The organism is Brevundimonas kwangchunensis, from assembly GCF_039523815.1.
Taxonomy (GTDB): Bacteria; Pseudomonadota; Alphaproteobacteria; order Caulobacterales; family Caulobacteraceae; genus Brevundimonas; species Brevundimonas kwangchunensis.
The window spans coordinates 101,485-111,943 of record NZ_BAAAGA010000004.1 but is presented as its reverse complement, the minus strand read 5'-3'; the positions used below and the strand labels follow the sequence as shown (position 1 = coordinate 111,943).

Genomic DNA, 10,459 nt, shown 5'->3' with positions numbered 1-10,459 from the left:
CCCCCCGTCCTGCCGGACAGCGAATGGGTCGCCCCGGATGCCGAGGCCCTGCGCAGCAAGGCGCGCGAGGCCGAGCGCATCATGAAGGCCCATGTCCTGCCGCCCGAGCGGCCGGACACCCTGACAGGCAAGATCGACGGCGTGCTGCTGCATCCGGTGGCCGGTCTGGCGATCCTCATGGCCATCCTGTTCGTGATGTTCCAGTCGGTCTTCGCCTGGGCCGCACCGGCCATGGACGGCATCGAGAGCCTGATGGGCCTGCTGGGGCAGGGCGTCGCCGCCCTGATCCCTGACGCTGGCGCCTGGGGACTGGTGCAGAGCCTGCTGGTGGACGGCCTGATCGGCGGGGTCGGCAGCGTGCTGGTGTTCCTGCCGCAGATCCTGATCATTTTCGCCTTCATCATCGCGCTGGAAGACTTCGGCTACATGGCCCGCGCGGCCTTCCTGATGGACAAGATCATGGGCGGGGCCGGCCTGCACGGTCGGGCGTTCATCCCGCTGCTGAGCAGCTTCGCCTGCGCCATTCCGGGCATCATGGCGACGCGGGTGATCGACAATCGTCGCGACCGCCTGACCACCATTCTGGTCGCTCCGCTGATGACCTGCTCGGCCCGTATTCCGGTCTATGTGCTGATCATCGCCGCCTTCATCCCGAACGAGACGGTCTGGGGGTTCGTGAACCTGCAGGGCCTCGTCATGTTCGGCCTGTACGCCGCCGGCATCGTCAGCGCCCTGACGGTGTCCTTCGTGATCCGCAAGATTCTGTGGAGAGGCTCGACCGAGCCCTTCATGATGGAACTGCCGGCCTACAAGGTTCCGGACATCAAGAATGTCCTGTTCAATCTGTGGCTTCGGGCGAAGATCTTCATCAACCGCGCGGCCCGGATCATCCTGCCGCTGATGATCGCCGTGTGGTTCCTGTCGACCTTCCCCTATCCGCCGGAAGGCGCGACGGGACCGGCCATCGACTACTCCTTCGCCGGCATGATCGGCCACGCCTTGGCGCCGCTGTTCCAGCCGATCGGCTTCAACTGGCAGATGGTCGTGGCCCTGGTGCCCGGCATGGCCGCGCGCGAGGTGGCGGTGGCCGCGCTGGGGACCGTCTACTCCGTAGCGGACGCCGAGAACGCGACCGGCGCCATGGCCGGCGTACTGGCGGCGAACTGGTCGCTGGCGACGGGACTGGCCTTCCTGGCCTGGTACATCTTCGCGCCGCAGTGCCTGCCGACTCTGGGCGTGGTCCGTCGCGAGACCAACTCGCTGCGCTGGACCTGGATCATGATCGTCTACATGTTCGGTCTGGCCTACCTCGCGGCCTTCGTCACCTACCGCGTGGCGGTGGCCCTCGGAGGGGGCTAAGGAGGCGGGGAGGAAGTGGTGCCGGATGAGGGGATCGAACCCCCGACCTTCGGTTTACAAAACCGCTGCACTACCGCTGTGCTAATCCGGCGTCCCGCTTGACGGGCGGTCCTTATGCTGGCGCATGAGGCGGGACGCAAGCGGGGGCTGAAGTGCCGATCTCGATTCCTCACCTGGCGCCGGTGCTGATGCTGGTCGCCTCCAACGTCTTCATGACGCTGGCCTGGTACGGTCACCTGAAATTCGGGTCCAAGCCGCTGTGGATCGTGGTGATCGTCAGCTGGGGCATCGCCTTCTTCGAATACTGCCTCGCCGTGCCCGCCAACCGGATCGGGCATCAGGTCTATTCGGCGGCCGAGCTGAAGACGATGCAGGAGGTGATCACCCTGATCGTCTTCGCCGTGTTCTCGGTCACCTTCCTCGGCGAGAAGCTGACGATGAACCACGCGGTGGGCTTCGTCCTGATCATCGCCGGGGCATGGTTCATCTTCCGCGGGCCGCTCTAGATCGCCGCGGAGCGCCCTTCTGAACATGGTTCGTCACAGCGAACACAACGGGTTCCCAACGGACACGACGATAGCCGCACGTGGTTCAGGCCCTTTGTGCGCGCCGTGCATCGTTGTGTGCGCTGTGATGAACTTGAGGGATGCCGGCTTCGCCGGATCAGTCCAGCGCCGCCGCGATCCGGTCAGCCAAACCACGCAGCATGGCCGAGTCTGCCATCGGCGCATGGCCATGCCCTTTCATTGGCCGGTCGGACCAGCGGGGCACGATATGGAAGTGCAGGTGGAAGACTGTCTGCCCGCCGGCATCGCCATTGTACTGGAAGACCGAGAAGCCCTCGGGCTTCAGCGCCTTCTCGATGGCCTTCGCCGTGCGCTGGGTGGCGGCGGTGACCTTGGCGAGCGCCTCGGGCTCCATCTCCAGCATGGTCCGGGCGGTCGAGGTCTTGGAGATGATCAGGACGTGCCCCTCGGACTGGGGGAAGACGTCCATGAAGACCAGGACGTCGTCGTCCTCCCACACCTTCACCGACGGAATCTCGCCGCGCAGGATCTTTGCGAAGATGTTGTCGGGGTCGTAGGCGGCGTGAAGGGTCATGGGAGGCTCCGGTTCGTCGCGGACACCCTAGCAATTCCAACCGGGAAAACAGAACCCCGGGCGGCTTCGCGTGTTATGGTCAAGGTTCAATCGGGAGGCCGCCATGCTGCGTTTCATCGTTCAGTTCCTCGTCACCTGTCTGGCCCTGTGGGCGGCCTCGCGGATCGTGCCGGGGGTGTCGTTCAGCGACAGCGGCTCGCTGATTCTGGCGGCGATCCTGCTGGGCGTGGCCAACGCCATCGTGCGGCCGATCCTGACCATCCTGACCTTCCCGCTGACGATCCTGACGTTCGGCCTGTTCCTGCTGGTGGTGAACGCCGCGGTGATCGGGCTGGTGGCCTGGTTGCTGGGCGGGTTCGCGGTGAACGGGCTCGCGGCCGGGATCGGCGCGGCGATCGTGACGGGCGTCATCAGCTGGATCGCCGGCTGGTTCATCGGCGACCGCGAGGCGGCGCGCTGATCAGCCGAGGTCGCGGCGGAAGGGCGAGAGTTCTTCCGTCAGGCCCTCGATCTCTGAATCGACCGCCGGGCGCTCCCGCTCCAGATAGTCGGCGACCGGCCCACGCAGTGCCGGATCGGCGATGAAGTGGGCCGAGTAGACCGGGGATGGCAGGTAGCCGCGGGCGATCTTGTGCTCGCCCTGCGCGCCGGCTTCGACCCGCGACAGTCCGTGCGCGATGGCGAAGTCGATGGCCTGATAATAGCAGAGCTCGAAATGCAGGAAGGGGACGTCCTCGAGACAGCCCCACTGGCGGCCGTACAGGGCGTCGCGGCCGATCAGGTTGAGCGCGCCGGCGATGGGGCGCTCGTCCCGGAAAGCCATCACAAGAGCGATGCGGTCGGCCATTGTCTCGCCGATGCGGGCGAAGAACTCCCGCGTCAGATAGGGCCGGCCCCACTTCCGCGAGCCGGTGTCCATGTAGAAGCCGAAGAAGGCGTCCCAGTGCTCCGGCCGGATGTCGGCGCCAGTCAGGGTGCGGATGTCGAGCCCGGCCTGCGCCTCGCGCCGCTCGCGCCGGATCGTCTTGCGGCGGTTGGACGACAGGGCCGACAGGAAGTCGTCGAAGGTCGCGTAGCCGCCGTTGCGCCAGACATACTGCATGTCCTGCCGACGCAGCAGGCCGGCCTCGCCCATGGCGTCCCAGTCCTCGCGGGTCGGGAAGTTGACGTGCAGCGACGAGACGCCGAGCCGCTCCGTCAGGGTCAGGGCTCCCTGAAGCAGGGCCTCGCGCACCGTCGCCGCGTCGGCGTCGGGATGGGCGAGGAAGCGCGGGCCGGTCACGGGGGTGAAGGGCACGGCCCCGAGGAGCTTGGGATAGTAGCGGCCGCCGGCGCGCTCATACGCATCGGCCCAGCTGTGATCGAAGACGTATTCGCCCTGGCTGTGGCCCTTGAGCCAGAGGGGCATGACGCCGATGACGCGGCCGTCCGCGTCTTCCAGCGCCAGATGGCGGCCGGCCCAGCCCTGGGCCGGGACGGCGCTGCCGGACGCCTCGCAGGCGTCCAGAAAGTCGAAGGAGACGAACGGATCGCCGGTCGGGGAGGCGCAGGCGTCCCACGCCTCCCGGCCGATGTCGGATACGGTGTTGTGAACGCGGATCGCGAAGGTCATGCGGTCCGTTCGGGAAGTGGGTTCATCACAGCGAGCACAACGGGTTCACAACGGGCACGACGAGGCCTGCGCGTGACGCCGATACCGTTGCGCCCGCTGTGACGTCGTTGTGTTCGTTGTGACGAACCAGCGAACAGCGGCATCAGACGAGGGTTCTGACGCCGCTTCGCGGAAGACTGTAGATTGGCGCCGGTCAGCGGACTTCCACGATGGCGTCCACCTCGACGGCGAAGCCCAGCGGCAGCTTGTAGACGCCGACGGCCGAACGGGCGTGGCGGCCCTTGTCGCCGAAGACCTCGACCATCAGGTCCGAGCAGCCGTTGATGACGGCCGGGATGGCCTCGAAGTCGCCGGCGGCCTGGACGAAGCCGCCCAGTTTCACGACGCGCACGACGCGCTCCAGATCGCCGTCCAGCGCGGCCGACATCTGGGCCAGAAGGTTCACGCCGCACATGCGCGCACCCTTGACCGCGTCGTCCTGCGAAACGTCGGCGCCGACGGTGCCCTTCAGGCCGCCCGAGGCGTCGTTCGACAGCTGGCCGGAGATGTGCAGCAGGTTGCCGGTCTGGACGAACGGCACGTAGTTGGCGACCGCCTTGGCGGGTTCGGGCAGGTTGATGCCGAGTTCGGCGAGGCGGGCGGCGACAGTCATGGATTTCCTCCGTCTGGATTTGGGGGCGGTTTAGCGTGTTCCTCCCCCTTGGGGGAGGGGGACCATGCGAAGCATGGTGGAGGGGCGGCAGATCGTGCGCGGATCAACCGCCCCTCCACCGCCGTTCCGGCGGTCCCCCTCCCCTGGCTGGGAGGAATACGTCAGCCCTTCAACGCCCGTCCCGCCACGATCGCGGACTTTCCGAACTTGTCCCGGAGCGCGTCGATGGCCTTTTCGGTCTTGAGCGTGCGGGCCTCGGCGCTTTCGAACAGTGCGGCGGGGCCGTCGATGGCGTCGACCACCTCGCCCATGCCGATGCCGATCAGACGGTAGGGGATGCCCAGTTCGGGTTTCAGCAGGTCCCGGCCGGCGGCGAACAGGGCGCGGGCGGTCTGGATCGGTTCGGGCAGGCTGATGCGGCGGGTGACGATTTTGAAGTCCGTCTTGCGCAGCTTCAGCACGATGACGCGGCTGGCGACACCGTCGCGGCGGGCCTTGGTCGCCAGCTTTTCGCACAGGGGCCAGAGCTCGGCCTCGAGATCGGCGAGGTCGGTCAGGTCCTCGTTGAAGGTGGTCTCGGCGCTCATGCCCTTGCGATCATGCTCGGGCTTCACCGCGCGGGCGTCGCGGCCGTGGCTGAGGTCGTGCAGGCGAAGGCCCGTTTCGCCGTAGCGTTTGACCAGATCGCGCACATCGGCGCGGGCCAGATCGCCGACGGTGGCGTAGCCGTCGCTCTGCAGGGTCTTGCCGAAGACGGGGCCGACGCCCGGCAGGATGCGGATGGATTTAGGGGCCAGCAGGGCGGGGGCATCGGAGCCCAGCACCGAGAAGCCGCGCGGCTTGTCCAGTTCCGACGCGACCTTGGCGAGGAATCGGTTGGTCGCCAGTCCGATGGAGACGGTCAGGCCGGTCTCGTCCTCGATCCGCTTCTGCAGGCGGATCAGCTGGAAGGCCGGCGGGCCGCCGTTCAGGCGTTCGGTGCCCTTCAGGTCGATCCAGGCCTCGTCCAGCGACAGGGTCTGCACCAGCGGCGTCAGTTCGCGCACCATGCCGAAGATACGCTCGCTCTCGGGGACGTACTTGCCGAAGTCCGGCTTGATGACGACGGCCTCTGGGCAGGCCTTCAGCGCCTTGAACATCGGCATGGCCGAGCCGACGCCGTACAGGCGGGCGACGTAGCAGGCCGTCGAGACCACGCCGCGCTTGCCGCCGCCGATGATGACGGGCAGGTCGCGCAGCTCCGGCCGGTCCCGCTTCTCGACCGAGGCGTAGAAGGCGTCGCAGTCCAGATGGGCGATGGTGAGGTTGTCGAGTTCGTCGTGCGCGACGACCCGCCGCGACGCGCAGGCGTCGCAGCGTTCGACCTTGCGGTCCCCGGTCCACAGGCAATCGCGGCAGATGGATTTCATCTGGTCCCTGCACGAAGCGTCGCTTCACCCCAACTTAAGACTGCGCAGGGCAGAGTGCATCCGAAGAAGGCGAACAAGCCTCAGGCGCAACCGCGCGAACAGAGGCGAAACAGGCCGGGTTGGTGATGCAGAAGAAAGTCCTCATCGTCGAGGATAACGAGCTGAACATGAAGCTATTTCATGATCTTCTCGACTCGCAGGGCTACGAGACCCTCCAGACCCGCGAGGGGCTGCAGGCGCTTGCGCTCGCCCGCCAGTATCGTCCCGACCTGATCCTGATGGATATCCAGCTGCCGGAAATCAGCGGACTTGAGGTCACCAAGTGGCTGAAGGACGACGAAGAGCTGAACCATATCCCAGTCGTCGCCGTGACGGCCTTCGCCATGAAGGGCGACGAGGAGCGGATCCGCCAGGGCGGCTGCGAGGCCTACATCTCCAAACCCATTTCCGTGATGCACTTCCTCGAAGTGGTCCGGAAGCATCTGGGGTAGGGCGGATGACGGCGCGCATTCTCGTTGTCGACGACGTCGAACCGAACGTCCGCCTGCTCGAGGCCAAGCTGACGCTTGAGTACTACGAGGTTCTGACGGCGACCGACGGCGCGCGGGCGCTCGAGATCGCCTCGGCCGAGCGGCCCGACATCATCCTGCTGGACGTCATGATGCCGGGCATGGACGGGTTCGAGACCTGTCGCCGGCTGAAGGCCGATCCGGTCACCCGGCACATCCCTGTCGTTCTGGTCACCGCCCTGGACGGGCGAGAGGACAAGATGAAGGGGCTGGCGGTCGGCGCCGACGACTTCGTCACCAAGCCGATCGACGACGTCATCCTGTTCGCCCGCGTGAAGTCGCTGGTGCGGCTCAAGGCCGTCATGGACGAACTGCGCGAGCGCGAGGAGAGCGGTCGCCGGCTGGGCGTGGACACCGACGGCGCCGGACGCCTGCGCGGTTCGGGCGGTCGGGTTCTGGTCGTCGATGACAACGCCAGGCAGGCCGAGAAGATCTGCGAGCAGTTGCAGGGCGAGCATCGCCCGGTGATTGAGACCGATCCGGCCGCGGCCCTGATCGCGGCGCGCGGACCGGTGGACCTGATGATCGTCAATGTCTCGGCATCCGAGTTCGACGGACTGCGGTTCGTGGCGCAGGTGCGCTCGACCGAGGCGTCGCGGCGCACGCCGATCCTGGCGGTGGTCGATCCGGCGGATCGGCCGCGGCTGGTCAAGGCGCTGGAGCTGGGCGTCAACGACATCCTGCCGCGACCAGTGGACCCGGAAGAGCTGGACGCTCGCGCGCGGACCCAGATCCTCCGCAAACGCTATGCCGACTTCCTTAAGCAGAAGCTGGACTACAGCCTCGAGATGGCCGTCACCGACGCGCTGACCGGGCTGCATAATCGTCGCTACATGGCGGGCCAGCTACAGGCGCTGATGAGTCGGGCGGGGCAGGGCGGCGATCCGGTCGCCGTGCTGGTCATGGACATCGACCATTTCAAGCAGGTCAACGACGGCTTTGGCCACGACGCCGGCGACGAGGTGCTGCGCGAGTTCGCGGTGCGTCTGGCCACCAACGTCCGCGCCATCGACCTGCCGTGCCGCCTGGGCGGCGAGGAGTTCGTGGTGGTGATGCCGGGCGCCAGCCTGCAGGACGCCTCCATCGTAGCCGACCGTATCCGCCGCGATGTCGGCTCCATGCCCTTCCCGATCATGGGTGGCGCCGAGAGCCTTACGATCACCGTCTCGGTCGGCGTGGCCGCGTCGAGCGGCGGCAGCGACAACCCGGACGCCCTGCTGAAGCGGGCTGACGAGGGCGTCTATGAGGCCAAGTCGCGCGGCCGGAATCAGGTCATCGCGCGCGCGGCCTGACGGCCGACGTCAGCGACTCATCCAGGGCTTGGACTTGCCGGCGGCGATGCGGGCGGACTGTTCACGCTGGAACTTTCCGCCGCGAGGCGGTTGAGGGCGCGAGTCGATCTTCGCCTGTTTGAGGCGCAGCGCCTTCTGGGCGGGGGTCTCGTTGGCGGGGGCGTCGTCGGTCATGTTCGTCTCTTAGCACGGTTACCGCTCCACCATGCTTCGCATGGTCCCCCTCCCCGCTACGCGGAGAGGTGAGGGGGTTGCGTTCACCTCTCCACGCAGTGGGGAGGTGGCTCGACGGCGCAGCCGGCGAGACGGAGGGGTCAAACGAAAAACGCCCGGTCATCGCTGACCGGGCGCTTTCAAAACGCTTTGGAAGCAGGATCTTACTTGATCTTGCCTTCCTTGAACTCGACGTGCTTCTTCACGACCGGGTCGTACTTCTTGACGACCATCTTTTCGGTCATCGTACGGGCGTTCTTCTTGGTGACGTAGAAGAAGCCGGTGTCGGCGGTCGAGTTCAGGCGGATCTTGATGGAAGCCGGCTTGGCCATCGGAAATTACCTTTGCGACGGCGAAAGCCGCGGAAAACAAGAGGCGCGGAACATACTCAGGCGCGCTGCGAAGTCAACGGGCCAGACGACGCATTGAGCATGAAGCCCGCAAGGGCCACGCTCGGGCCCATGAAAACGCTGTTTCTAGCCGCGATCGCGGCCGCTTCGCTGTCCGTTCCGGCCGCCGCGCAGGAACCGACGAACCCGCAGGATGCCTTTCTGGCGCGGCTGAACGCCTTGTGCGGGCAGTCTTTCGAGGGGCAGGTGGTGTCGACCGACGCCGCCGACGCCGACTTCCGCGGCAAGCGGCTGGTCATGCATGTTCGCGACTGCGCCGCCGACGAGGTCGGCATTCCGTTCGCCGTCGGCGAGGACCGTTCGCGCCGCTGGGTCATTACCCGCACCGACACGGGCCTGCGCCTGAAGCACGATCACCGGGACGAGCAGGGCGAAATCCACGGCTATCACATGTACGGCGGCGACACGGCGGCCGCCGGCACGGCCGAGCGGCAGGAATTCCCGGTGGATCAGGACTCGATCGACCAATTCGTCGCCGGCGGAGCCAATGTCTCGACCACCAACACCTGGGCGGTCGAGGTGCATCCGGAGCGGATGTTCGCCTATGAGCTCAGCCGTCCGGGCGGGCGCTTTTTCCGCGTGGAATTCGATCTGACACGGCCGATCGCGGACTAGACCGCGGCCCAGCCCTTCACCGGCCTTACCGTCGCGCAGGCGGGCGTGCCGTCCTTGCCGCGGCCGGGGAGAACGACTTCCAGCGTGCGGCCGGCGCGGGCCTGATCCAGCAGGGCCGGCGGGATGTCATGGATGTCGATCTTGGCCCGGCGGCTCCATTCGCTGGAATGGTCGCCCGCCGAGGTTCCGATCCGGATGTAGACGAAGCGCCGCTCCTTGCCCTCACGCCGGACGAAGGGACCCAGGAAACGGCCGTCGTCGGACAGATGGATCGGGACATCGAAGGACAGGGACGCGTCGGTCGCGGTGACCGGCTCGAACGGCGCGTCGTCCTTCTGCAGGCTGTAGCGAACGCCGGGGACCGGATCGGCGACGGTCAGGCGCAGGGTGATCGCCGTGTCGGCCATGGGCAGTCCTGATGCTCGATGACGTGCTGGCCGCGGATCATGCGGACAAAGGGCAGGGGGCGCTCGTGGTGATCCAGCCGCTCCGCGACCTCGCCCAGCACGAAGCGGGTGATGGCAGGCAGGTCCAGCGCGCGGGCCTCGTCCAGCGGCAGCCAGGCGATCTCGTCCAGTTCGCCGGACCCGGCCGTCGGTTCCGGATGCAGCAGGGCCGAGGCGTTGGCCATGAAGAAGCGGGCGTCGAAGCGGCGCGTGCGGCCTGGCGGGGTGATGGCGCGGGCGACATAGGACAGGGCGGCGAGGTCGGGCAGGGCGCCCTCCGCCCGGAACTCGCGCCACGGTCCGGCGACGGAGGCGACGGGCGCGGGCTCGGCCAGCAACAGGCCGGTTTCCTCGAAGGTCTCGCGCACGGCGGCGAGGGCGAGGGCCCGGCCGCGGTGCGGGCTGACCTCGCGGGCGAGCCGGCCGGCGTCGGCGGGCGACAGGTCGGTGGCGAAGCCGGCCGTGCCGTCGGTGCGCTCCACCTTGCCGCCCGGAAACACCCATTTGGACGCCATGAAGACGTGGCCCTGAGCCCGCCGGCCCATCAGCACCTCGACCCCGCCGTTGCGGGGGCGGGTCAGGATCAGGGTGGCGGCATCCTTCGGACGCTGACGACCGCCGGTGCGAGGCGCATCATGCAGGTCCTGGGCGGCGTCGAACGGCTGGGGCATCACATTCCTCCCCCAACGGGGGAGGGGGACCATCCAGAGCCGGAGGCGATGGATGGTGGAGGGGCCTGCAGGCGTGCGCGATTCTGAAGAGGGCCGAGCCTGTATCGGAC

General features: G+C 67.3%; 14 protein-coding genes and 1 tRNA gene. 6 read left to right on the top strand and 9 right to left on the bottom strand.

All coding sequences use genetic code 11. The annotated features are described in order from the left end of the window. Positions 1-1,359: ferrous iron transporter B (gene feoB, locus ABDZ95_RS08705; RefSeq protein WP_343792748.1), on the top strand; the 1,359-nt coding region annotated here is incomplete at its 5' end. Positions 1,360-1,375: 16 nt separating this feature from the next. On the opposite strand, the gene ABDZ95_RS08700 is transcribed toward feoB, so the two are convergent. Beyond that, positions 1,376-1,450, bottom strand: a tRNA-Thr gene (locus tag ABDZ95_RS08700). Between the two features lie 61 nt (positions 1,451-1,511). On the opposite strand from ABDZ95_RS08700, the gene ABDZ95_RS08695 reads away from it, so the two are divergent. Further along, a complete protein-coding gene (locus ABDZ95_RS08695) occupies positions 1,512-1,865 on the top strand; it encodes a DMT family protein (protein WP_343792746.1) in 354 nt (117 codons plus the stop codon). Between the two features lie 157 nt (positions 1,866-2,022). Here ABDZ95_RS08695 and ABDZ95_RS08690 read toward each other — a convergent pair whose 3' ends face one another. After that, positions 2,023-2,460 (bottom strand): HIT family protein, encoded by a 438-nt coding sequence (locus ABDZ95_RS08690; RefSeq protein ID WP_343792744.1) that lies wholly within the window; start codon positions 2,458-2,460, stop codon positions 2,023-2,025. Positions 2,461-2,563: 103 nt separating this feature from the next. Between ABDZ95_RS08690 and ABDZ95_RS08685 the strand changes: the two genes are divergently transcribed. Then, a complete protein-coding gene (locus ABDZ95_RS08685) occupies positions 2,564-2,920 on the top strand; it encodes a phage holin family protein (protein WP_343792742.1) in 357 nt (118 codons plus the stop codon). On the opposite strand, the gene ABDZ95_RS08680 is transcribed toward ABDZ95_RS08685, so the two are convergent. From ABDZ95_RS08680 to ABDZ95_RS08670, 3 genes are all read right to left on the bottom strand, one after another. Beyond that, complete coding sequence (locus ABDZ95_RS08680) at positions 2,921-4,072, bottom strand: GNAT family N-acetyltransferase (protein WP_343792740.1); 1,152 nt, start codon at positions 4,070-4,072, stop codon at positions 2,921-2,923. A 193-nt stretch (positions 4,073-4,265) separates the two neighbouring features. Continuing rightward, the gene (locus tag ABDZ95_RS08675) at positions 4,266-4,724 is read right to left on the bottom strand and encodes a RidA family protein (protein WP_343792738.1); all 459 of its coding nucleotides are present in this window, start codon (positions 4,722-4,724) and stop codon (positions 4,266-4,268) included. A gap of 161 nt (positions 4,725-4,885) precedes the next feature. Next, positions 4,886-6,133 carry a DNA polymerase IV gene (locus ABDZ95_RS08670; protein ID WP_343792736.1) on the bottom strand — a complete coding sequence of 416 codons (1,248 nt, stop codon included), beginning with the start codon at positions 6,131-6,133 and terminating at the stop codon, positions 4,886-4,888. A 125-nt stretch (positions 6,134-6,258) separates the two neighbouring features. Between ABDZ95_RS08670 and ABDZ95_RS08665 the strand changes: the two genes are divergently transcribed. Both ABDZ95_RS08665 and ABDZ95_RS08660 read left to right on the top strand, forming a co-directional pair. Next, positions 6,259-6,624, top strand: coding sequence for a response regulator (locus ABDZ95_RS08665; protein ID WP_183205953.1), 366 nt, complete (start codon positions 6,259-6,261; stop codon positions 6,622-6,624). Positions 6,625-6,629: 5 nt separating this feature from the next. After that, the gene (locus ABDZ95_RS08660; RefSeq protein WP_343792734.1) at positions 6,630-7,994 is read left to right on the top strand and encodes a PleD family two-component system response regulator; all 1,365 of its coding nucleotides are present in this window, start codon (positions 6,630-6,632) and stop codon (positions 7,992-7,994) included. 9 nt (positions 7,995-8,003) lie between these two features. On the opposite strand, the gene ABDZ95_RS08655 is transcribed toward ABDZ95_RS08660, so the two are convergent. Together ABDZ95_RS08655 and rpmG are read right to left on the bottom strand one after the other, a co-directional pair. Then, positions 8,004-8,168: a hypothetical protein gene (locus ABDZ95_RS08655; protein WP_343792732.1), complete on the bottom strand. Its 165-nt coding sequence runs from the start codon at positions 8,166-8,168 to the stop codon at positions 8,004-8,006. A gap of 203 nt (positions 8,169-8,371) precedes the next feature. Further along, entirely contained in the window at positions 8,372-8,539 is a 168-nt protein-coding gene (rpmG, locus tag ABDZ95_RS08650; protein ID WP_029417689.1) for a 50S ribosomal protein L33, read from the bottom strand. Between the two features lie 129 nt (positions 8,540-8,668). On the opposite strand from rpmG, the gene ABDZ95_RS08645 reads away from it, so the two are divergent. Then, complete coding sequence (locus ABDZ95_RS08645; RefSeq protein WP_343792730.1) at positions 8,669-9,232, top strand: hypothetical protein; 564 nt, start codon at positions 8,669-8,671, stop codon at positions 9,230-9,232. On the opposite strand, the gene ABDZ95_RS08640 is transcribed toward ABDZ95_RS08645, so the two are convergent. After that, positions 9,229-9,639, bottom strand: a complete 411-nt coding sequence (locus tag ABDZ95_RS08640) for a DUF5990 family protein (RefSeq protein WP_343792728.1) — start codon at positions 9,637-9,639, stop codon at positions 9,229-9,231. The genes ABDZ95_RS08645 and ABDZ95_RS08640 overlap by 4 nt on opposite strands. Next, on the bottom strand, positions 9,609-10,349 hold the full coding sequence (locus ABDZ95_RS08635) for an NUDIX hydrolase (protein ID WP_343792726.1): 741 nt from the start codon (positions 10,347-10,349) through the stop codon (positions 9,609-9,611). The genes ABDZ95_RS08640 and ABDZ95_RS08635 overlap by 31 nt, the downstream gene beginning before the upstream one ends. Between the last annotated feature and the right edge of the window lie 110 nt (positions 10,350-10,459).

What these genes read in the sequence shown, in the direction of transcription:
- ABDZ95_RS08690 (WP_343792744.1), bottom strand. Translation starts at nt 2,460, where the DNA reads ATGACCCTTCACGCCGCCTACGACCCCGACAACATCTTCGCAAAGATC.
- ABDZ95_RS08685 (WP_343792742.1), top strand. Translation starts at nt 2,564, where the DNA reads ATGCTGCGTTTCATCGTTCAGTTCCTCGTCACCTGTCTGGCCCTGTGG.
- ABDZ95_RS08680 (WP_343792740.1), bottom strand. Translation starts at nt 4,072, where the DNA reads ATGACCTTCGCGATCCGCGTTCACAACACCGTATCCGACATCGGCCGG.
- ABDZ95_RS08675 (WP_343792738.1), bottom strand. Translation starts at nt 4,724, where the DNA reads ATGACTGTCGCCGCCCGCCTCGCCGAACTCGGCATCAACCTGCCCGAA.
- ABDZ95_RS08670 (WP_343792736.1), bottom strand. Translation starts at nt 6,133, where the DNA reads ATGAAATCCATCTGCCGCGATTGCCTGTGGACCGGGGACCGCAAGGTC.
- ABDZ95_RS08665 (WP_183205953.1), top strand. Translation starts at nt 6,259, where the DNA reads ATGCAGAAGAAAGTCCTCATCGTCGAGGATAACGAGCTGAACATGAAG.
- ABDZ95_RS08660 (WP_343792734.1), top strand. Translation starts at nt 6,630, where the DNA reads ATGACGGCGCGCATTCTCGTTGTCGACGACGTCGAACCGAACGTCCGC.
- ABDZ95_RS08655 (WP_343792732.1), bottom strand. Translation starts at nt 8,168, where the DNA reads ATGACCGACGACGCCCCCGCCAACGAGACCCCCGCCCAGAAGGCGCTG.
- rpmG (WP_029417689.1), bottom strand. Translation starts at nt 8,539, where the DNA reads ATGGCCAAGCCGGCTTCCATCAAGATCCGCCTGAACTCGACCGCCGAC.
- ABDZ95_RS08645 (WP_343792730.1), top strand. Translation starts at nt 8,669, where the DNA reads ATGAAAACGCTGTTTCTAGCCGCGATCGCGGCCGCTTCGCTGTCCGTT.
- ABDZ95_RS08640 (WP_343792728.1), bottom strand. Translation starts at nt 9,639, where the DNA reads ATGGCCGACACGGCGATCACCCTGCGCCTGACCGTCGCCGATCCGGTC.
- ABDZ95_RS08635 (WP_343792726.1), bottom strand. Translation starts at nt 10,349, where the DNA reads ATGCCCCAGCCGTTCGACGCCGCCCAGGACCTGCATGATGCGCCTCGC.